The organism is Serratia sp. CMO1, assembly GCF_015689115.1.
Taxonomy (GTDB): Bacteria; Pseudomonadota; Gammaproteobacteria; order Enterobacterales; family Enterobacteriaceae; genus Serratia; species Serratia marcescens.
Genome location: NZ_CP065032.1, coordinates 2,237,637 through 2,258,633 on the forward strand (window position 1 = coordinate 2,237,637; position 20,997 = coordinate 2,258,633).

Here is a 20,997-nt window from a genome sequence, read left to right on the forward strand (position 1 = left end):
GGCGGATCGTTGATATTACGCGCATTGGCGGCAGAAGCGACTTATTTTTCGCCGCTGCGGCGGCGCGGAGGAACGGCTTTATGTGACGTCGTCACGTTGATGGGAAAGACGGCGGGCACGGTTAACCGCGCCCGCCGTTGAGGATCAGAACTTCACCGAACCTTGCAGATAAATCGTGCGCGGCTGGCCGATGTACAGACCCTTGTTGTTGTCGTCATAGGCGCGGGTGAAATACGCGTGGTTGAACAGGTTTTTCACGCCGACGCCCAGATTCAGGCCGGCCATTTCCGGGCCGAAATCATAGGCGGCGCGCACGCCCCACAGCATATAGCCGGGAATGCGGCCGGTGCTGCCGTCGGCGCTTTCCGCCACGGTGTTGGCGTTGTCGGCGAACTGGCTGGACTGGAACTCGCCGTTAAGATTAAACGCCCAGTTGCCCGGCGTGTAGTCCAGCCCCATCGTGCCTTTATGCTTCGGCGAGAACGGCACCTGGTTGCCCTTGTAGCCGCCGTCTTCACGGATGGTGGCGTTGACGTAGGCGTAGCTGGCGTAGGCGGTCAGGTCGTCCAGTTTCGGCGTCAGCTGCGACAGATCGTAACGCAGGCTGCCTTCCAGCCCGGCATGGCGGGTTTTGCCGCGCGCGGTCACGCTGTCGGTCACCTGGTTGGAGTCGTACTGGTTGTTGAAGTTGATCAGGAACAGCCCGATCTCGCCGGTCAGCGCATCGCCGGCGTAGCGGGTGCCCAGCTCCCAGGTGCGCGCCTTCTCCGGTTCGATCTTGCCGCTGTCCACCGCTTTGCCCATCTGGCTGTATTGCACGGTGCCGAAGGAGCCTTCGGTGTTGGCGTACAGGTTCCAGTATTCGTTCAGGTGATACATCACGTTCAACGCCGGCAGCGGCGCGTTATAGCTGACGTCGAGGCGGTTGTTCTTGATGTAGTTGTTCTGATACGACTTGATGTACTCGTAGCGCATGCCCGGCGTGAGGGTCCAGTCGCCGATGTCGATGCGATCGTCGATATAGAAGGCGTGCGCCTCGGTACCGGACTGGGTGTCGCGATCGTACGGGCTGGCGGTGGACGGCAGCCTGCCGGCACTGGCTTTGCTGGTGTAGCGCAGTTCGTGGGTGGATTCGCTGACGTAGCGATAACCGACGCCGACCTCATGCGCCGAGTCGCCCCAGCGGAAGCTCTGGCTGTAGCGCGGTTCCACGCCGCGCACCCAGTATTCGCGCGGCGACAGCGTCAGGTTTTTACCCTGATCCAGATAGCCGCTGCGCAGGGTATAGGTGTAGAAGCTCTGCACGTCGAACTTGTGCTGCCGATCCGGCTGATACTGGTAGCCGAAGTTCGCCAACTGGCGGCGGCCCCAGAACTTGTCGTACGGGCGCGTCGACTGGAACGGGTTGGCGTTGTAGTCCGCCCGGCTCAGGCCGCCCGGCATCTCCGCTTCGCCTTCGTAGTATTGCAGCAGGCTGTTGAAGGTGTGCACCTCGTTCGGCGCGTAACGGCTTTTCAGCATCACGTCGTCGATTTGGGTCGCACTGTGCTCGCGCCAGTCGCTGCCGCGGGTGCCGGAGTAAAGCAGCGCCGCGCCGAAGCCGTTGTCGGCGGTGCCGCCGATCATCAGGTTGCCGGTGCCTTTCGGGTGATCCTGGCGCGAGGTCGGGCTGAGCTGCCCCTGCATGCCGGCCGCCATGCCGAAGGTTTTCGGGATGGCGCGGGTGACGAAGTTAACCACGCCGCCGACGCTCTGTGGCCCGTAGCGCACCGCGCCGCCGCCGCGCACCACGTCGATCGCATCCATATTGCCGAGCGAGATAGGCGCCAGCGACAGCTGCGGCTGGCCGTAAGGGGCGAAGGGTACCGGGATGCCGTCCATCAACACGGTGGAGCGGCTGGCGAGGCGTGGGTTGAGGCCGCGAATGCCGAAGTTCAGCGCCATGTCATGGCTGCCGGTGCCGTTGTTCTCCGGCGCCACCACGCCCGGCACGCGGTTCAACGCTTCGCGCACGGTGGTGGTGCCGGTTTTGACGAACTCTTCGCGGCGCACGACGTCGCGCGCGCCGGGGTGTTCGAACACGTCGATCTGGCGGCCTTCCGCCAGCCAGTCGCCGACCACGGTGATGTCCTCTTCCTTCTGCGGCTGCGGCAGTTTGGCCAGCGTGTAGCCGTTATTGCCGAGCGCTTTAGCCTGCAGGCCGCTGCCTGCCAGCAGGGCGTTCAGGCCGTCATCGACGCCGTAGCTGCCGCTCAGGCCCGGCGAACGTTTGCCGGCGGTCAACGCGCCGTCCACCGAGAGCGCGATGCCGGCGCGAGCGGCGAAAGCGTTCAGCGCGCCGTCCAGCTCACCGGCCGGAATGTGATAGGTGGCAGCGGCGCTGGCGGCGCTCGCCGTCAGCGGTGCGGCGAAGACCAGGCCAATGGCCACGGCCAGCGGCGTGGCCCGTTTTCCCCAAAGCGAAGCCGGCGCTCCCTTTCCCCAAGCGTTGTTCATACCTTCTCCTGAATCATTTTTTATTTATTGCTGCAGTGTTTTCCTGGGAGTCGGATGAGCAAAGCAAAAGGGACAATCAAGAATGCGATTTTTTATCATTTTCATTTAAAAAATTCAGGCGGGGACGATTTGCAGCCAATAGCGGGTAAAGCTCTGCAGGCGAACCGGCAGCGTCTGGCTGAGCAGGGCGAGGGCGCGATCGGTATCGTTGAGCGGGAAACTGCCGCTGACGCGCAGGCCGGCAACGGCCGGATCGCAACTCAGGTGGCCGCGCCGGTAGCGCGCCAGTTCGGCGATCACCCGGTCCAGCCGCCACTGGCTGACGCTCAGCACGCCGCGCAGCCAGCCGTCCTCCTGCACGGCGGGGTGTTTGTCGCCGAAGGCCGTCGCGCTGAAGCTGATCTGTTCACCGGCGTTCACCCGGCGCTGTTGTTGCGCGTTTTGCGCCAGCTGCGCCTCGACCGCATGCTCCAGCACTGTCAGGCGCGTTTCGCCGTCGCTCTCGCGCACCAAAAAACGGGTGCCGAGCGCGCGCATCGCCCCCTGCGGGCTTTGCACCCACAGCGGCCGGGGATCGCGTCCGGTAACCAGGCTGATTTCCCCGGCGTGCAGGCGGATCAGCCGTTGGCGATCGTCGTAATGCACGTCCACCGCGCTGGCGGTGTTCAGCACCAGCTGGGTGCCATCGCTTAACACAATGGGTTTGATTTCACCGGTGGCGGTGCGGTAGTCGGCGCGCAGCTCCCGGCCGAGCGGCGACTGGTAAAGGAGGCCGCCGCCGCCCACGCCGAGCAACAGCAGCAGGCTTTTCAGCAGGGTGCGGCGGTCGATCGCGGATTGGCGGCCGGCGCGATCGAGCGCGCGATAGCTGAATTTGCCCGGCACGCCCTGCAGCTGGCTCTGCAACGCTTCGACGCGCTGCCAGGCCCAGCGGTGATCGTCATGCTGCTGGTGCCAGGCTTGCCACTGTTGGCGCTGGCGTTCGGTGACGCGCTCGTCGCACAGCAGGGCATACCAGTGTGCGGCCATTTTCAGCGCCTGGCGCTGCTCGGGGGTGATGGCGTTGCTCATGAATAAACGTCGTTTTCGAGGCTGAACAGCAGGCAATGCTCGGTGGCTTTGGCCATGTATTTTTTAACCGAGCTGACCGAAACGCCGAGGCGCGCGGCGATGTCCGCATAGCCCAGGCCTTCGAGCTGCGACAACAGAAAGGCCTGTTTTACCTTCGGCCCCAGGCCGTCGAGCATGGCGTCGATCTGCTGCAGGCTGTCCAGCAGGCTCTGGCGCTGCTCCGGCGACGGGGCGTAGCCTTCTGGGATCAGCGCCAGCATCTCCAGATAGGCGCGCTCCAGCGTTCTGCGGCGGAACAGATCGACCATCACCCGCTTGGCGACGGTGACCAGAAAATCTTTCGGCTCGCGCAGGGTCGCCGCGGCGTCGCCTTTCAGCAGGCGCATAAAGGTGTCCTGCGCCACATCGTCCGCATCGAACGCGCAGCCCAAGCGCCGGCGCAGCCATCCCTGCAACCAGGCGTGATGGGTGGCGTAGAGGCGCGACAGCGCGGCGTGCGGGGCAGAAGCGGTGGCGGACATGATTTTCGCATTGCTGGTCAAAAAGATGCGCGGATGATAATTGAGAATAGTTATCGTTTCAAGTTTGGCGGTTGTCCTCAGGCCGAGATTCAACCCCCAGGCGCGGTGTTGAAAATAAGCCGTACGCCGTGAAGATATTCGCTTGCCCATTCAAGGTGCAGCGGCGCGGTGTTATTTTGGCAGGCAAACGGTTGCTATTGATCTGCCGGCGAAGCGCGACGTTTGCTTTATTCTTTTTTGCCGGTTAACTCCCCTTGGTTAATTAATATCACTTTGTTCTTTAAGGGATAATGTATTTTACGCCGTCAGCTGGCACGCGGCTTGCTATGCTTAAGCCGGTCTTGGCGTTTGGGCGACAAAGGCATTGTTTCATCGGCGCAGGTTATTACGCGGGTGAGGTGGGCCGGTCGCGACAAGGAAGAAAATAATGGCACTGCAATTCACCACGGCTATTCGTGGCAATTTTTTTGATATCTCAGCCTGTGTAGAGGCGCCGCAACAGCTTGAGGAACGCTTGCGGCATATTCCCGACGGTTTACTGCTGCTGAACGACGGCGTCATCGTCTGGTTCGGCAGCTGGCGGCAGGGCGAGGCGCTGCTGCCGCCGGGTTTCACGGTCACGGAGTATCGCGACAAACTGATCGTGCCGGGGTTTATCGACACCCACATCCACTATCCGCAAACCGAAATGATTGGCGCCTATGGCGATCAACTGCTGGACTGGTTAAACAATTACACCTTCCCGACCGAAAGCCGTTACGACTGTGAGCAGCACGCCGACGCGATGTCGGCCTTCTTTCTGCGGGAGTTGCTGAGTAACGGCACCACCACCGCGCTGGTGTTCGGCACCGTGCATCCGCGGTCGGTCGATGCGCTGTTCAGCCAGGCGGCAGCGCTGAACATGCGCCTGATCGCCGGCAAGGTGATGATGGATCGCCATGCGCCGGAGGCGCTGCTGGAAACGCCGGCGCAGAGTTACCGCCAGACGCGCGAACTGATCGAACGTTGGCACGGCAAAGGCCGCCTCGGTTACGCCATTACACCGCGCTTTGCGCCCACCAGTACGCCGGCGCTGCTGGCGCAGGTGCAGCGGCTGCGTGAAGAATATCCCGACGTTTGGCTGCAGACGCACCTGAGCGAGAACCCGCAGGAAGTGGCCTGGGTAAAAGCGCTGTTCCCGCAGCACCGCAGCTATCTGGATGTTTACCACCGCTACGGCATGACCGGCGATAAAAGCGTATTCGCCCATTGCCTGCATCTGGAGGAGCAGGAGTGGGACTGCCTGTGCGAGACCCGCTCGGCAATCGCCTTTTGTCCCACCTCCAACCTGTTTCTCGGCAGCGGGCTGTTTGACCTGCAGCAGGCCTGGCGCAAGCGGGTGAAGCTCGGCATCGGCACCGACGTGGGGGCCGGCACCACCTTCAATATGCTGCGCACGTTAGGCGAGGCGTACAAGGTCGGCCAGCTGCAGCATTACCGGCTCTCCGCCGTAGAAGCGTTCTATCATGCCACCCTGGGCGGCGCCCGCGCGCTGGCGCTGGACGACAAAATCGGCAACTTCAACGTCGGCAAAGAGGCGGATTTCGTGGTGCTAGATCCGGCGGTGACGCCGCTGCAGCAGCTGCGCTACGCCAACAGCGCCACGTCTGCGGAGCAAGGGTTCGTACTGATGACCCTGGGAGACGATCGTAACATTTATCGCACCTATGTGAATGGTAAGGTGGTTTATGAGGCGTCGCGCTGACGCAGCCGCGCCTGCAGCCAAACGCTGAGCGGCGCGACGGCGATGGCGCTCAGCGCACACAGCCATAACAGACGTTGCAAACTGAGCGGGGTGAGGCCGCCGCTCAGCAGCGTGGAGGAGAGCAAGAAGGCCACCGTGGCGCTCAGGTGTATCAGGGCGGTTTGCAGCGTGCCGAAGGCGGCGCGTTGCCGATTGTCCGGCCAGCGCATGCTCAGGGAAGAGATCGCCACCAGCCGCGCATAGGCCGCCGCGAGAAACGCGACCATGAACAGTTCACCGCGATCGCCACCGCGCGCCGCCAGCCACAGGCTGCCCAGCAGCAACAGCGTGGCGCCCACCGTCAGCGTCACGGCGCCAACGCGTTGCAGCCAGCGGCCCGCCAGCACGGTCGCCAGATAGCCGGCCACGCCGCCGATGAGAAACAGCCAGGACAAATGCGCGTTTGCCACCTGTAGCCGCTGGGTGAGCAGCGGCGCCAGCACCGGGATCAGCAGCATCGGGCTGAACTGTGTCAGGCCGGCGGCGGAGGCGAACAGCAACAACCGGCGATCGAGCGTGACGGGCGCGGCAGCCTGTGGCTGCGGCGCATCCTTGGGAACAAACAGCGCCACCAATACGGCCGCCAGCAGACACAGCCCGCCGATAGCCGCCAGCGCGGCACGCCAGCTTGCCACTTCGCACAGGTACAGCATGCCCGGCATGCCGACAATGCTCACCAACGAAAAGGACGCGATCACCGTCGCCAGCATTCGGCCGTGCAGCGCGGCAGGCGCGGCGTTGAGCAGCAGGCCGATCCCGACGCCCATCGTAGTGCCGCCCAACAGCCCGGCCAGCAGCCGCAGCGCCAACAACCAGTAAAACTGCTGGGTTGTGGCGATCAATAAGGTGGTCACGCCCAGCAGCGTGACGTTGAGCATCAGAAAGCGCCGCTTCTCAACGCCGCCGATCCAGAAAAATGCGCCGATGCCGGAAATCACCGCCGCCAGCGTATAGGCCGCGCTGACATAGCCGGCGAAGCTGACGGGCACGGAAAAATCGCCGGCCATGTAGATGAATATCGGGTTGAATACCATGTATTCCAGGGCATTGGTGAACTGAATAAAGGCGATGACCAGCGCTATCGCCGTCAGCTTTCTCGCGGGTGTCATAAGCATCCATGGGTTGCAGAGTCAGGCCGGCAGTGTAGCGCTTGGCGTTGATCGGGATTAGATGGTAGAAATGGCATGGTTTGTTATCAAATCAGGGATAATCATGCGCGATAAATTGGATTTAAACCTGTTACGCATTTTCGTGGCGGTGGTGGAGCAAGGCAGCTTCGTCGGGGCGGCGCGGGCGCTGGCGATGCCAACCTCCAACGTCAGCCGCTATATCTCTCAGCTGGAGCGCCAGCTTGAGCAGCGGTTGATCGAACGCAGCACCCGCTCGATGCGGCTGACGCCGAACGGCCAGTTGCTGCATGAACGCACCCAGCCGCTGCTGGCGTCGCTGGAACACACCGCGCAAACCCTCAGCGAGCGGCAGCAACAGCTGCGCGGGCCGCTGCGCCTGTGCGTGCCCAATGAAGTTGGGCCATACCTGTTGGGCGAGCCGCTGGCGGCGTTCGCCCTGCAGCATCCGCAGATCGAAATCAGCTGCGTAACCAACCTGGCGGGTATGACGTCGCTGCTCGACGATGTCGATCTGGCGGTGATGATCAGCCGGGGCATGCTGGACGACAGCGACTATGTCGCGCAGCCGCTGGCGTCTTTCCACTGCATCGTGGTGGCCACCCCGGCGCTGCTGGCGCAGTGGCCGCCGTCGTCGGAGATTGAGCAATTCACGCAATCGCCCTGTATCAGCACGGTGGATGCGCTAAAGGGGATGCCGTGGCAGTTCGTCCGCCCGGACGGCAAGTTCGTTACCGTCCCGGTCAATGCGCGCTATCGCGTCAATAGCGGGGAGATGGCGCTGAAGGCGGCCTTGGCGGGCGTGGGATTCGCCATGCTTTCCGAGCTCGGCTGCCGGCCGTTTCTGGCCGACGGGCGATTGGTTGAGGTGCCGCTGACGTTGCCGCCGGCGCCACTGCAGCTGTATGCCGTTTACCCCGGCCGCCGTTATCTGCCGGCCAAAACGCGCGCGCTGCTGACCTTTCTGATACAACAGGTCGGCGAGGCGGCTCACGTCTAATCACTTGTTTTTGCTCAAACTGCCAACTGCCAACTGCCCTAAGCTAGGAGGTGACTCAGAGGGAGCCATTCCCCGAGACCTTATTCCGTGAACATGGAGGCGTTTCGATTTGATGCGTTTATCCACATTGCTGCTCGATCCGGCGGTTACGCCGCTGCATATTACATATGGCGAGAGATAGAATGAATAGCGTTATTTGATTAGGAGGCTCTTTATTGGTTTTTTATCGATATGCATAGTGATATACGGCTATGTGGCTGGGTAAGTGCGTAAAAAACATTGCATTTCTTCGGAACGCCCGATATCATAATGAGAATAATTATCTTTACGATATCGCTAATTAAAAACAACAGACCTGTTTTAATCTCTGCTGCTGTTTTTCGATATGCTTCCGCATTTTACGAGCCAAGGCTGGCTTGAATTTTATTTCTGGAAAGGGATGTCATGCGTGATTTGTTTCGACAGGAAGCCACGGATCATCAGCGGGCGAAATGGGCGGGTAAGGCTTTATTGATAAACGGCTTGCCTGCCTGGTGCTTTGGTCTTTTATCGTTTTTATTTATTCTTGTTTTCCTCTCTTTTCTTATATTCAGTCATTATACACGCCGCATTAATGTTTATGGTGAAATCACCACCTTCCCCCGCTCAGTCAACGTGTTTGCGCCCCAACAGGGTTTTATCTCGGAACGCTTCGTCGAAGTGGGGGATGTGGTTAAAAAAGGCCAGCGTCTTTATCAGATTGATGTCAGCCGAGTGACGGATAACGGGAAAGTGAGCGCCAATACGCGCCTGGCGCTTGAAAACCAGTTAAAACATGTCGACAGCATCATTCTAAAGTTGCAAGACAACAAGCGTATGACGCTGGAAAATCTACGCGCGCAAAAAAAACAGTATGAATTGGCGCATATGCAGTCCAAACAGCTGTTGGATAATGCACGAGAGGGGGTGGCATTTGCTCAGGACAACATGCGTTCCTATAAGGAATATCAGCAACGCGGTCTGATTACCAAAGATCAGCTTAGCGGGCAAACCTATTCATTTTATCAACAACAAAGTCTGTTCCAAAACCTGCATAGTCAACACATTCAGGAGTCGTTGCAAATTACGAATTTGGAAAGTGACATCGTTACGCGCGCGGCAGATTTCGATAACCAAATTTCGCAGTACCAGTTTCAGCGCAATGATTTGCAACGGCAGTTAGCGGAAGCCGATGCCAGCGGCGCATTGATCGTGAATGCCCCAAGCGATGGCCGCATTGAGTCTCTCAGCGTTACGCCGGGTCAGATGGTCAATAGCGGTGACAGCTTGGTACAGATTATTCCACGTAATGGCGCGATTTATCAGCTAGTTTTATGGTTGCCGAACACCAGTGTGCCTTATGTTTCAGCGGGGGACGGCATTAACATTCGCTATGACGCTTTCCCTTATGAGAAGTTCGGTCAGTTTCCCGGCAGAATAGAAAGCATCGCTTATGTACCGGCCTCCATTCAAGAAATGTCAACTTACAGCAGTTCTCCCGTGCATCAACCCAGCGCGCAAACGGCATCTTTTTACAAGGTGACCGTTTCCCTGGATAAAACGCATATCAGTTACCAGGGCAAAGCGTTGCAGCTCACTAACGGCATGCGGGCTCAATCCACGCTGTTTCTGGAAGAAAGGCCTCTATATCAATGGATGTTCTCACCTTTCTACGATATGAAAAACAGCCTGATGGGGCCAATCAATGACTGAATCTTATTTAGACGCGCTAAAGGGCAAACTCAATTTGTCGCTGCGCCGCAAAGTGCCGCAGATCCTGCAAACTGAAGCCTCGGAATGCGGGCTGGCCAGTTTAGCGATGGTATGCCATTACCATGGTTTGCAAATCGATCTGTTTAATCTGCGCAGCCGCTACGGCTTTTCTTCACGCGGGGCGACGCTTTCCGCGTTGATTGACATCGCGAGCGCACTCAAGCTGCAATCCAGAGCGTTATCGCTGAATATCGATGAGCTTAAAGCGTTGAAAATGCCCTGTATTCTGCATTGGGACATGAAGCATTTCGTGGTGCTTGTCAGTGTCAGCCGAGGGCGGGCGGTGATCCATGATCCTGCCTTTGGCCGTAAAGTGCTGGAGTTGCATGAACTGTCGCGGCATTTTACCGGCGTAGCGCTTGAGCTATGGCCAGACAGTGAATTTCAGCCGATCAAACAGCAAAGCAGATTGCGCTTTCGTAAGCTGATGAGCAATGTGCGCGGCCTTAAGGGAGCCTTGCTAAAGATCTTCTGTCTGTCGATCGTGATTGAAGCGGTTAATCTGCTGTTGCCCGTTGGTACGCAGTTGGTCATGGACCATGTGATTTTGGCCGGCGATCATGATCTTTTAGCGCTGATTTGTATAGGATTGCTGTTCTTTATTTTATTCCGCACTGGCGTATCCATGTTGCGCTCGTGGATCTCTATCGTCATGGGCGCGTTGATAGACGTGCAATGGAAGGCGGGAGTGTTTGATCATCTGATGAAATTGCCGCTTTCCTTCTTTGAGAAGCGCAAGTTGGGTGATATTCAATCCCGTTTCGGCTCATTGGATACGATAAGAGCGACTTTCACTACCAGCATCGTCAGCAGCATTATTGATGGCATCATGTCTGTCGGGGTCTTTGTCATGATGCTGCTCTATGGCGGCTGGTTAGTTTGGGTGGTGCTCGGCTTTACGGCGATATATGTCATTCTCAGGCTGTCGACTTATCAACATTATCGGCAGCTGTCGGAAGAGCAGTTGGTGAAGGGCGCGCGGGCCGGGTCTCATTTCATGGAGACGTTATATAGCATCAGTACGTTAAAGGCGTTGGGGTTATCTGAAACCCGTTCACAGTATTGGCTGAATCTAAATGTAGAAACGATCAATGCGGGTATCAAGCTGACCAAGTTAAACATGATGTTTGGCGGTTTGGGGGCGTTTATTGCCACCTGCGATCAGGTGATCATCCTTTGGCTCGGCGCGGCATTGGTCATAGACAATCAAATGACGATCGGCATGTTTATCGCGTTTAACGCCTACCGTGGGCAGTTCTCGGAGCGTGCCAGCAGCTTGATCGACATGATGCTTCAGCTGCGAATGTTAAGCTTGCACAATGAAAGGGTGGCGGACATTGTGCTTTCGTCACCGGAACCGCAAATGCCCGCGCGTCAGCTCTTCACAAAAGGCAACGCCGCAGAGCTTCAGGTGCGGAATCTGCGCTACCAGTATGATCGTTTGGCGAAACCCATTATCACGGATTTGAATCTCAGCATTGCTGCGGGAGAAAGCGTGGCGATTGTCGGCCCCTCCGGCGTGGGTAAAACCACATTGATGAAGTTAATGTGTGGGTTGCTGTCGCCGGATGAAGGGGCCGTGCTGGTCGATGGTATGGATATCAGCAACATTGGCGTTAATAATTATCGCCAATGTATCGCTTGCGTGCTGCAGGATGACAAGCTGCTGGCGGGATCTATCGCTGAAAATATTTCAGGATTTGACGCCGAAATGGATCTGAAACGTATTGAGGCGTGCGCACGGCGTTGCAATATGCATGATGATATTCAAAACATGCCAATGGGCTACGAAACATTGATCGGCGAATTGGGGGGAAGCCTTTCTGGCGGACAGAAACAGCGTTTATTGATAGCCCGTGCGCTCTATCGTCGCCCCAGCATTCTGTTTATGGACGAGGCGACCAGCCACCTGGATCTCGATAATGAAACACATATTAACCGCGCTATTTCACAACTGAACATTACCCGCGTGATTATTGCGCACCGTCCATCGACGATTGCCTCTGCGGATAGAGTCATTCAACTCGGGTAACGTCAGCTTCGCTTCACCTGGCTTCTTCATCTCGACATTTTCGCTACGCCAACCGCGTTGCTCCCCCTGTGGTGGGCCCATGACAAAAAGGGTTATCATAACGATAACCCTGGCATGAAATGACGCTTTAGGCGCTGAAGCCAACGTTAACCGGGGAGGTCAGCCGTGTGGCTTGCAGGGCCCCGATCAGTTCGAATCGGTATTGTTGTTGTTCCCCCACATGGTACCGCCGCCGTTGCTCCCGCCCCAGGGAATGCCTGATGGGCCAACAGAGCCGGGGGCACGATCGCCGGTGACGTAGTTACCGACAGCACCGCCGACAATGGTGCCGACAACGCCGCCCGCCACGCCACCGATAGAGCCGATGCCACCGCCGATCGCTGCGCCGACAGTTTCCGCGGAAACCGTCAATGTACCGCTGCGATCTCCTGCACCGGAAATGATTGAACATTCTTCAGAGGTAAGATTGCGCATATTTGCTCCTTAATCATTAAATTTTCAAATAAGCCACGTTTATCATGCCGAGCGCTGCCCGCGATCGCTATTGAGCAATTTATGCGTGCCGATAACGGCAACGGCGATAAGGGCGTATTTCAAGAAGCGATTGAGGGTGAAATAATCCGCAATCGTGCCAGCAACAAGCCCAATTAAAATGGCGAACAATACAATAAGTGACTTTTTCATATGATGAACACGAATCTTCCTGTATTAGTTACTGTCGGCAGGATTGTTCGTCGATGTTTGTTTATTGCCACCCAACATGGATTCCACCATTTTGCCAGCGGTATAGGCGGCACCACCGATAACGGCACCGGCAACAGCGCCTGGGCCGGCACCGACACCGCCAGCCATGGCGCCGGTCATCGCTCCACCAACCGCGCCGGCAGCGACGGCCCCGCCCAGTTCCGCATAGCTGAAATCCCCAGCGGCTGCGATAAAGTTCACTTCATTAATCGTAAGTTCTCTCATAACGACTTCCTTATATTATTGGTTTTTGGTTTTTACAGTTTTCCGATACCAGAAAAATGCCACTAGCAAGGTTGAAAAGATAAAGGATTGAATGATTGTGCTGGTAAACCTCCTGTCTTCGGAAAAAAATAACGAATAAAAAATATCCATGAATGTGTAGTAAAAGCAGAACAAAAAAATCCAACTGCTGGGTAATTTCATCAGTGCCTCAATAGGTTTGAATGGCCAGGGGTATCTTCTCGCGTTATTCCAATGATGTGGACAACGCGCGCAGCATCCGCGACAGCGCTCGAAGAAGTTGAGCGTTGTTTAAAATGCTGTAATGCGTTTCTGCACAATAATTGAGTTGAACGTCATGAGAGGATTGCTTCTCCCAGCGTTGTGCAAGATTGGGGTGTTTACGCTGACGTTGCTGACTGAGCCAAAGCGTCAGCGGTATCGCTATCTGTGGCAGAGGGCCGGCGTTGTTCGTCAGATCAAAGGATTTTTTCAGCGCCCAACAAAAGGCTTCGGCATGTTCCAGCGTGATCTTCTCCGCAAGCACGCTCTGATTCAGCGCATAGTGCATTTTTATCTCGTTGGCGAAGCTGTCTATCGCATTCGTTTCTTGATGCCGACACAAATGACGCGCAATACCGAGAGAGTCGAACAGACTGAGGTAACTTTGCGCCACGCTGAAACCTCGATTCACTGAGGGTTGCTGGGCGGGCAAACCGCTGTCGATAAGCACCGCATGCGCAAAGGGCGCGCCTTGTTCCGTAGCCTGCGCCGCCATATGGACAGCTAATTGGCCGCCCAATGACCAGCCGGCGATAACGGCAGTGTCGCGTTTGGCACGCGGTATGGCCGCCAAATGGGAGGCGGCCAATCGCTGCAGGGTGAGTGTGTCGTCTGCGCCTGGCGCGGCCAACCCCGGGCTGGCGATGGTGATGATGTTGGCGCAGGCGTAAAGTTGTTTTGTCCACTTTGCATATTGATGTACCTGGCCACCGGCACCATGCACCAAATACAAGGTGGGCAGAGAGGGGCGATGGGCTGTGCCGGACAATATCGATAACGGCAAGGGCGCGTTATCGCGCAGACGCTCGGCAAGTTTATCGAGCTGTGAGTAGCCAAGGATTTCCGCCAGGGTTAATTCCACATTAAGGGCACGCTTGATGTTACCCAAAAACGTGATGCCGGAAAGCGAGCTGCCGCCATTGCTGAAGAAGCTGGCATAGGGGTCGATCTTGTCTGGAGCACAGCCTAACGTATCCGCCAACAACTCACGTAGCAGCATGAGTTCCGCGGACGCGGCGGGAACAACATCGCTGGCCTGACTCCGTTCGGTGCCTGGCGATAGCAAGGTGCGATCCAATTTGCCGTTGCGTGAAAGCGGGAAACGTTCAATAAGATGATAGTGGGATGGCGCCATATACGCGGGCAATGCGGCCGTAACCTGCTCGCGTATTCTTTGCTCCGCCTGGACGCTGGCTTTCCCCGCCTCGGTCAATGTGAAATAGGCTTCCAGATACGGTGTGCCGTTCCTGGTTTCATCGCGACAGACGACGCACGCTTCAGCGACCAGTTCGCTGCTTTTGAGCGCGAATTCGACGTCACCCAATTCGACGCGAAAACCCTGCAGTTTCACCTGTTGGTCTTCGCGGCCGAGAAATTCGATGTAACCGCTGCGATGCCAACGGCCACGATCGCCGGTGCGGTACACGCGTTCTCCGGTGGTTGGGAGAAGAACAAAGCTGCCGGCGGTGGTTTGCCTATCGCGCCAATACTCGCGGGCAACGCCAACGCCACCGATATAAATGTCGCCGGTAACGCCGAAACCGCACGGCTCGAGTTTTTCATTCAACACCCACATGCTTTGATTCGGCAATGCGGTTCCATAGGGGATGGCGTTTCTGTAGTGCGTATCTCGTGTAAGCGGATGATAAATTGACCATATTGCCCCTTCGGTGGCACCGCCAAGGCTGGTGATGGTGGCGTTGGGGCAAAGCCGATGTGCTTCGGCGATCAGCCGCGGAGAGATACGATCGCCGCTCAGCCAGATATGCCGCAGTTGAGGCAGCGACAGGATGTTTTCTTGTGCGCAGTATTGCACCAGCATTTGCAAGATGGCGGGAACCGAGTTCCAGATGCTGATTTTCCGCTGGCGTATCGCATGTAGCCATGCTGACGGCTCTTTAGCGTCGTGCGGCGATAACACGGTTACCGATGCGCCGGCTAGCCAACTGCCGAACAGGTCATAGACCGATAAATCGAAGGCCAGGTCGGCGAGCGCCAATACGTTGTCACGATGTGAAACGTTAAACAGTTGATTCATGGTCAGCAAGGTATTGGTGACGGCGCCGTGTTCCATCGCCACGCCTTTTGGCGTGCCTGTCGTCCCCGATGTATAAATGACATAGGCGAGTGCTTCCGCTTCGCCTGGTGGGAAGGTTGCTGTGCCTGTGACAGGGGGAGAAAACAGCGCCTCCAGATCCTGAACGCGGGTTGTCTGCGGATAGCGGGCGCGATGGTGAGCCCGATTGCTCACAACCCAGGCGCAACCCGATATTCGCATAATGGCCGCTACGCGGGCATCCGGTAATCCTTCGGCCAACGGCAAGTAGGCGCGTCCGGCGAGGATCACGCCGAGCGCCGCAATAGCTTGATGAGCGCCGCGTGGAAGATCGATGGCGATGAGCGCGCCTGGGGCGGTATGGGCGTTCAGCCAATGCGCCACGAGGCCGGCGTGCCGCAATAGCCGATCGTAATGCCACACCTGATCTCCCTCGAACAACGCCGGGCGATCCCCATGCTGGTGGGCAGCGCGTAACAGCCGATCGGAAAGAGGTTGCCGCAAGCATACCGGCATCGCCTGCCCGACGGAGAGCTGCCGCAATTGCCGGTTATCGGCCATTGGCGCCAGCGAATAGTGGTCGACGGCCCGCGAAGGATCGCAGGCAATTTGCTGCAACAGCAATGCGTAAGCTTGCGCCAATCCGTTAATACGCTCCGGCGTAAACAGCTTGGCGTTGTATTGCCACTCCAACTGAATGCCTTCTGCGCCGGAAATCACTTCCAGAACCAGATCAAACTTGGGCGGCGCATAGCGTCTTGGCAGGGTGTTAACCTGCGCACCGCCAAGATTTAGCTCGTTGCTTTTGCGATGTTGGCAGACGAACATGATTTGAAAAATGGGGTGGAACTTGCCGCGCGTGGGCTTGAGTTGTTCAACCAGATAAGAGAAGGGCAATCCCTGATGTTTGAAAGCGCGCGCAAATTTATTCGCGTTCTTTTGCAGCAGCGCGGTGAAACTGTCGTCGCCAGTGATGATAAATTGGTGAGCGATCGTGTTGACGAAGCTGCCAACGGCGTCGTTTAACGTCGGCTCGTTCCTGTTGGCGATCGGGCTACCGATGACCACGCGATCCGTCGCCGATTCTCTGGCAATCAGTAACGCGAAGGCGGAGTGCAACAGCGTAAACAGCGTCGTACCGTTATGTTTGGCTAACTGGGCCAGGGCCGACTGCAGTTCGTTCGTCAGCGATGTTCTGACGATATTCTGTGTTTTGCCTGCCGCGGTGATGGCGATATCGTATTCAAGCGCGTGTTTTTCCGGCGCACCATCCAGTTCATCGCGCCAAAACGCCATGCTGTCATCGACATTGGCGACGGCGAGGAAAGGGTCTTCAAGATAGCGGAAAAACGCCTGGCCGTTGTCATAATGCCAATGCTCTTCGTACGCTTGATAGTCACGGCTCAGTTCATCCACCAGCAAATTGGCCGTCCAGCCGTCGACCACGCAATGGTGGAAGGTCAAGAACAGATAGTGGTGCTGCGCGCTCTTTCTCAAGATCCGGCAGCGCAGAGGATACTCAGCCGCGAGGTCAAACGGGATCGTACACTGGGCGTTAAGCGCCGCCAGCATATTTTCTTGCTGCTCTTCACTGTTCAGCCTGCTGATGTCCTCGAGGCTGTGTTCGAAAATGGTTTCATCAGGATGCACGATGTCAACGGTGATGGCTTCACCGTCTAGCCGGTAGCGGCCGCAAAGCGCACCGTGCCGCTTGAGCAGTTTTTTCAACGCGGCGAGCAAACGCTCGGGTTCAAAGGGCCCCAGGATCTCTTTAGCGATCGGAATGTTATACAGCGGGCTGTTCTTGGTGAAGTTTTCATACAGCCACAGGTATTGCCCCGCGTAGTGATTGACGGTGTAACAAGGCTTCTCGCCGGTGTGCCGCTCTGAATTGTCCGGCGTACAGACAGATAAAAATGCGGTGATGTCTTCCTGCACCGCACTGAGTGCGGCGGCGTCAACATGCTCAATGGTTTGGCGTCGAGGCGACAGCTCGCCGAATTTTGCTCCCTGTTTCGCCATTTCCATCAGATTGATCAAGCCGATGACGCTCATCAGTGCGCTCCTTCCATGTTGACGTCGATAGTTTTCGCTGTTCGACCGCTTTTATTCGGGCGTTTGTCGCTGTGGGCGGAAATCAAATTCAGCCAATGCGCTAAGCTACACAACTGCACTCCCGGGTTTCTCCGCTGCGCCATTGTGAAGGCGGCGCGATGGTCGATATTCTCCCCATCATCGAAACCGAAGATCCTCAGTACGCAGCCGTTCAATCGCTCATTGGCCGTATCGAACCGAATGTGCGGGAAATAACCCAGCCGCGCAGAGAGGGCTATCAACTCTGTAACGCCGGCGTCGACGGCTTGGCGGCGCGCATCGACTTTATGCAGCAACAGTAGTCGCTCATGTCGGAAATCGCGTAGCAGGCCTTGCGTGAGTCTGGCTCCGCCGGCCGTATCATGCATAAAGATCATGTGGTTAACTCGGCCGGGCAGGGTGTGCAGCAGGGCCGAAAGTGCATCAAGCCAACTGGCATATTGAGTGGCTTCGTTCGGTACGTTGAATATGGCCGCGTTCAGCGACCATTCAGCAGGCAACGGCAGCGCCTGCGGTGACAGAATGTCCACATCGCGTTTGTCGGCGAGGGCGGCCAATAAAAGCCGTTCATCTGTGCCTTCGGGAGATTGAATAAACAGCCTGCTGCTGGTCGGCGCCTCGGTTGATAGACAGCGGCCGATAGCGCAACGGATGTCCAGATGCTGCGGATCCAGACCATAGCGTGCATGGGCCAACTGCGTCAGGTGTCGGCAGAAATCGGCGAGTCTTGGATGTTCAAGAATGTCGCTCAGGTTCAGATCCAACCGACAGTGGGCGTTAAGCACGTTAATGATTTTTATGGCCTGCAGGGACTCGCCGCCGAGCGTGAAGAAGTCGCCATCGTCACTGCCCAGCGTCGCCAGCCAAACTTCATGCACCAGGGTGTTGAATGTCGTCGAACGCAACTCCCGTGTGGGTTCAGGCATCCGGGATTGTCTCTCCAGGGTGCGATAATCAATCTTGCCGTTAGCCAGTTTGACCAGCGGCGTTGGATGATGCACGAAGCGCTGAGGAATATGGGCATTGGGCAGTTCGCCGTACAGTGTGCGGCGCATTGCCTCACTGAGCGGCTGCCGGCTGTGATAATGCGCGTACAGTTCCGTTCCCGCGTCGCCGCTTTTGGCCAGTACGGCAATCTCGACAATGGAGGGCAAGCGGGCCAGACAGCTTTCTATCTCACCCATATTGACGCGCTGCCCGGCGATTTTCGCTTCACGAATTTTGCGGCCAAGGAACACCAACTGCCCATCTTGGCGCTGGCAGGCGATATCGCCGGTACGAAAGGCGGGCATGAGATGGCCGTTGGCCTCAAGGGTGACGAACTTTTCCGCGCTCAGCGTTGGCTGATGCCAATATCCCAGGCCGACGGTCGCTCCGGCTATCAGTAATTCGCCGCTGCAGCCGAGCGGCAACGGCCTGAGATCCTCGCCGACGATCGCCGTGTATATACCATCCAGCGGTGTGCCTATCGTCACGGCGGCGCCATCGTTTTTGATTTCTGCGGCCGTCGCCACCACGGTTGTTTCGGTTGGGCCGTAGGAGTTGAATAACTTCCTGCCTTTGGGGTAGTGCGCGAACCAGCGTTCTTTGGCTCGCGGTGAAAGGCTTTCGCCGCCGATGATAACGGTAGTGACGGCCGGCGGTAGCGTCTGTTCACCACCGGAGGCGAACAGCATTTCATTAAAGTAGGCGGTCGGCAGATCCAACAGGCTGATTTGATGATCGTCGCAGAATGTGAAGAAAGCGGCAAAGCTGTGCTTGACGGTCTCGGGGGCGATACACAGGTGGGCGCCGGCCCCCAGCGTCATGAAAATTTCTTCGATGCAGGCATCGAAATGCAAGGGCGCAAATTGCAACACGCGTTCGTGCGGTTGAATGCCATAGCATTTTATCGCCGCATCGACAAAAACGTTGAGAGCATGTCGGGCGCCTATCACGCCTTTAGGCATTCCCGTCGAACCGGAGGTAAACATGATATAGCTGGTTCCGACCGGGAACGCCGGCGCCTCAGTCGATGTTTGCCGGCGAAACACGGTGAAGTGTGCGAAATCCGTCGGCATATTGAGTGTCGATGCGCGCCAATGCGCCAATGTGCCAGGCTCGGAATGAACGGAGGGACGCGTGCGATCGGTAATCAGGATAGCGTCGCTAAACTGTTCAAGCAGTTGACGGTAAGCCGCTCCATCCCCTTTGGCATTCAGGTTGACGAAGGGCATTTTCAATTGCAACGCAGCAAGCATGCAGATGATGGCCTCCGGCCCCTGCGGCAAGTCGAGCAACAGTACGGTATGTGCGGCGCGAACGGGAGCCAGGACATCGGCCAGCGCACGCCACTGCTGCTGCAAAACGGCATAAGACAGCGTTCTGAGCGATGACGAAGCGTGTTCAGGCGTGAGGATCGCCGTGCGTTGCGGCGCTTGAACGACGGCACGATCGATACGCTGCATGATATCGACCACGTTGTCGTTGGCTGTTTTACCCAGCAGCGAGAGCGGGAAACGTTGTCGCAATGCCGCGACGGAAAGATTTTCCGGATCGTCGTACAGCAAGGTGCACAAGGTCTGTATCCCCTGGCTGTGCCGCACCAGACTGGCCGCATCGTAAAGCCCTGAGTCGGCATCGATCTCCAGCCGCAGCGTTTGGTTATCGAGATCGGGACGCATGTTGAAGACCAGATCCTGCGCGCCTCCTGAGCGTAAGTTACGAATTTCACTACGCTGAGCGGGAGAGAATGAGGCTGCCGCTTCAAAGGGAATGATATTGACCACGATGTTGAACAACGGCGAGCGGCTGGCGACGCTCCTCAGACTTTTTATCTCTTCGTAACGAAACGCTTGATGTTTCTTGAGTTGCTTGAGCGCGTGTTCAATGGTTTGCGCCAACTGTCGGCATGAGGCGGTGTCCTCAATATCGAGAGTCAAAGGAACAACGTTGGTCTTGCAGGTTAGCGCCTGCCTCGACAGGGCGTCTGTTCGCGCCATCATAGGGACGCCGATCGTTTGCTGCTTCTCGCCGGTACATAAGTACAAATACGCCATCACCGCTACAAAAGTGCGCGCCAGCCAAGAAGGATGTTCGGTTTGCAGCGCAAGGCGCTCGGCAGGATAGGGCAACGACGTCACATGGCGGATGGTCTGTCCCGAGGGAATATTGGCGCAGGCTAATGTCATCGGGTCTGGCAGTGAGGCGCTGGCCGCTTGCCAAAAATGTCGGTCTGCTTGATAGGCGGCTGACTGTTTATACTCAGATTCAGCCCCGAGCAAGGCATCGATCGCCGGTACGTCTTGCGGTTGTTGTGTCTGGTCTCGGTAGGCCTGCGCCACTTGATGGATCAGCAAATAAGTGCCGTAACCATCAAGCAGCAGATGGTGGCTGCAGAAATACCACAGAAAGCGTTTCTCACCCAGCCTGATGATTTTTTGTCTGAATAACGGCGCCGCGTTCAGCGAGAAGGGGCGCTTAGCATCCGCTTCCATTAATTCGATAGCGGTGGCCATATCGTTGGCGCTCTGCGAAAGATCTACCCATTCCACTGAGATATTGGCGGTGACGGAATATTGATAAGGCGTGCCGTTATCCTCATCAAACAGAACGTGCAGCGTAGGGGTTTGGCTGACGACACGATGAATAGCACGTTTCATTCTTGCGATATCGAGAGTGTGATTTATTTCGACATATTCCGCGATATTATAGCTCGATTTGTCATCGCCGATCTTGGTGCCATAGTAAAATCCTGCCTGTGAATCCAGTAATTGATGTTTGCTCATTGCCTCATCCC

At 57.1% G+C, this 20,997-nt stretch carries 13 protein-coding genes; 4 read left to right on the top strand and 9 right to left on the bottom strand.

Annotated features, from left to right (window positions below; translation table 11 throughout):
* Positions 1-144: 144 nt before the first annotated feature.
* The 3 genes from fecA to fecI all read right to left on the bottom strand — a co-directional run bounded on the left by fecA (position 145) and on the right by fecI (position 4,088).
* The gene (fecA, locus tag IT763_RS10760) at positions 145-2,496 is read right to left on the bottom strand and encodes a TonB-dependent Fe(3+) dicitrate receptor FecA (RefSeq protein WP_206195394.1); all 2,352 of its coding nucleotides are present in this window, start codon (positions 2,494-2,496) and stop codon (positions 145-147) included.
* Positions 2,497-2,610: 114 nt separating this feature from the next.
* The gene (gene fecR, locus IT763_RS10765) at positions 2,611-3,567 is read right to left on the bottom strand and encodes a ferric citrate uptake sigma factor regulator FecR (protein ID WP_049298962.1); all 957 of its coding nucleotides are present in this window, start codon (positions 3,565-3,567) and stop codon (positions 2,611-2,613) included.
* On the bottom strand, positions 3,564-4,088 hold the full coding sequence (fecI, locus tag IT763_RS10770) for a ferric citrate uptake sigma factor FecI (RefSeq protein WP_033640439.1): 525 nt from the start codon (positions 4,086-4,088) through the stop codon (positions 3,564-3,566). The genes fecR and fecI overlap by 4 nt, the downstream gene beginning before the upstream one ends.
* 427 nt (positions 4,089-4,515) lie before the next feature.
* Here fecI and guaD point away from each other — a divergent pair, with 427 nt between their 5' ends.
* Positions 4,516-5,832: a guanine deaminase gene (gene guaD / locus IT763_RS10775; protein ID WP_016927854.1), complete on the top strand. Its 1,317-nt coding sequence runs from the start codon at positions 4,516-4,518 to the stop codon at positions 5,830-5,832.
* Here guaD and IT763_RS10780 read toward each other — a convergent pair.
* Positions 5,814-6,980, bottom strand: a complete 1,167-nt coding sequence (locus tag IT763_RS10780) for an MFS transporter (protein WP_197758012.1) — start codon at positions 6,978-6,980, stop codon at positions 5,814-5,816. The two genes, guaD and IT763_RS10780, sit on opposite strands and share 19 nt — an antisense overlap.
* Before the next feature lie 103 nt (positions 6,981-7,083).
* On the opposite strand from IT763_RS10780, the gene IT763_RS10785 reads away from it, so the two are divergent.
* The 3 genes from IT763_RS10785 to IT763_RS10795 all read left to right on the top strand — a co-directional run bounded on the left by IT763_RS10785 (position 7,084) and on the right by IT763_RS10795 (position 11,821).
* Entirely contained in the window at positions 7,084-7,998 is a 915-nt protein-coding gene (locus IT763_RS10785) for a LysR family transcriptional regulator (protein ID WP_206195395.1), read from the top strand.
* Positions 7,999-8,442: 444 nt separating this feature from the next.
* Positions 8,443-9,729, top strand: coding sequence for an HlyD family secretion protein (locus IT763_RS10790; RefSeq protein ID WP_016927851.1), 1,287 nt, complete (start codon positions 8,443-8,445; stop codon positions 9,727-9,729).
* Entirely contained in the window at positions 9,722-11,821 is a 2,100-nt protein-coding gene (locus tag IT763_RS10795) for a peptidase domain-containing ABC transporter (protein ID WP_016927850.1), read from the top strand. The genes IT763_RS10790 and IT763_RS10795 overlap by 8 nt, the downstream gene beginning before the upstream one ends.
* Positions 11,822-12,007: 186 nt before the next feature.
* Here IT763_RS10795 and IT763_RS10800 read toward each other — a convergent pair whose 3' ends face one another.
* From IT763_RS10800 to IT763_RS10820, 5 genes are all read right to left on the bottom strand, one after another.
* Positions 12,008-12,295: a hypothetical protein gene (locus tag IT763_RS10800; RefSeq protein WP_025302730.1), complete on the bottom strand. Its 288-nt coding sequence runs from the start codon at positions 12,293-12,295 to the stop codon at positions 12,008-12,010.
* A gap of 42 nt (positions 12,296-12,337) precedes the next feature.
* Entirely contained in the window at positions 12,338-12,505 is a 168-nt protein-coding gene (locus IT763_RS10805; RefSeq protein WP_016927849.1) for a hypothetical protein, read from the bottom strand.
* A gap of 24 nt (positions 12,506-12,529) precedes the next feature.
* Positions 12,530-12,790 carry a hypothetical protein gene (locus tag IT763_RS10810; RefSeq protein WP_016927848.1) on the bottom strand — a complete coding sequence of 87 codons (261 nt, stop codon included), beginning with the start codon at positions 12,788-12,790 and terminating at the stop codon, positions 12,530-12,532.
* 244 nt (positions 12,791-13,034) lie between these two features.
* Complete coding sequence (locus tag IT763_RS10815) at positions 13,035-17,180, bottom strand: non-ribosomal peptide synthetase (protein ID WP_206195396.1); 4,146 nt, start codon at positions 17,178-17,180, stop codon at positions 13,035-13,037.
* Positions 17,180-20,986: an AMP-binding protein gene (locus tag IT763_RS10820; RefSeq protein ID WP_164052831.1), complete on the bottom strand. Its 3,807-nt coding sequence runs from the start codon at positions 20,984-20,986 to the stop codon at positions 17,180-17,182. Before IT763_RS10820 ends, IT763_RS10815 begins: the two co-directional genes overlap by 1 nt.
* Positions 20,987-20,997 lie beyond the last annotated feature (11 nt).